General features: G+C 40.9%; 1 protein-coding gene. It reads right to left on the bottom strand.

Annotated elements, in window-relative coordinates:
• Positions 1-215: 215 nt before the first annotated feature.
• A complete protein-coding gene (locus tag KDK16_RS06350) occupies positions 216-995 on the bottom strand; it encodes a hypothetical protein (RefSeq protein ID WP_257275214.1) in 780 nt (259 codons plus the stop codon).
• Positions 996-1,384 lie beyond the last annotated feature (389 nt).

The following is a 1,384-nucleotide window of genomic DNA, read 5'->3' as shown; positions in this document are numbered from 1 at the left end:
GCCTCCCTGTCTCTAAAGTCATTATTTATCCTCGCTTGGAAAGGACATTAAAAGTGAGTCAGGTCTATTAGAGTGGTTTTTACCATGGAAGTTCAAAACAGTGAGTTCAGTGGAACCAGAGAAAAGGAGAGTTCTGATCCGTGCAGATGATAAATAAAAAATGTAACCGCGCAGGAATTCAGCTTCCAAGTACAAAGTTTGGCGATGCCTGACTTTCAGGTGAATGTTCCAAAATTACTGCCCGCATATAATAAACCAGTCCGTAACGTAATTGACCTTGGGCTTTCACAGTCCTTGTTGCTCCAATGTAATAAAGAGTTTTCAACAGTCTGGATGGCAATAGGCCCCCCCGTGCCAAATTTACCGATGCAGAAACCGGAACCTATGTAGGTCATGGAATGAATCCACTCTCGTGTAAAGGTATCTGACAGGTTTAGATAACTGAATGGCTGAACTGTTTTTACATCAGTGACTATAGCGTCGTTGTAACAGGTTATAACATTTTTAAAAGAGAATTTTTTTACTCCGCAGTGCAGGAAATGTTCGAATTGATGACATGATGAAAGCTGACCCTTAACGTCTTCGCAAGTCGTACAATAACTGGCCCCTTGTGAAATCCACTGAACAAATCGTTTTCCCCAGGGGTCTGGAGGGTGATATTCACACTCAATGTCATCCTGCTCTTTGACAACAAAAGAAATATCGTCATCTTTGTCTTGAAAAAGTGACATTATGTATTCATCAGTGCCCTCACCACAAAATGAGCTATAAGTTCTTCCTCCGATTTCAAAGCTATGAAGGGTTGTTTTGTTGGTAATAGCGGGATTGATTAATGACTGATGTGTCTGTATGAACGAATCCTTTATATAAACCCTGACAGTTTTTGCATGGCCTGTTTTTTTACCGGCAAATGAGATATTGCTGTTTTCCTCCGGACTATTGTTCACCGTTTTTTCGGGGCGAAACATAGTGTTTGTGGTAGATGATACGTTCATTATATTTCCTCTGTTTCCTGATTATTTGCGCAAGTGAAGTGAGTCAGGTCTGTTAGAGTGGTTTTTACAATGGAAGTTCAAAACATTGAGTTCAGTGGAACCAGAGAAAAGAAGAATTCTGATCCGTGAAGATGTTAGAAAGAAACTTTTTAATAGAGAGACTAATGTAAAATGTCATCGGACTCTCGATATAACCTTTAAATTCGTTGGTGTACTGGCGAGCTTTTCCCGGTTCTATAAGCAGGCATGTGGCCATCGTTTCAGTCGGATTTGAGTGTTCACTAAAACGGGGGAGGTTCAGAATCCACTCGATTTTGTTGTTAGGTGGTATTTCAGTTGCTGGGGAGACGTTGACGGATGAGTAGCTCTAGTTGTCTTACTTGTTCCCG

The organism is Endozoicomonas sp. SESOKO4 (genome assembly GCF_024606275.1).
Note: the sequence above shows the minus strand (reverse complement) of the source record. Positions and strands in the feature narration are given on the sequence as shown.

Bases quoted from the DNA above. Each gene is read 5' to 3' on its own strand.
- KDK16_RS06350 (WP_257275214.1), bottom strand. From the start codon at position 995: ATGAACGTATCATCTACCACAAACACTATGTTTCGCCCCGAAAAAACG.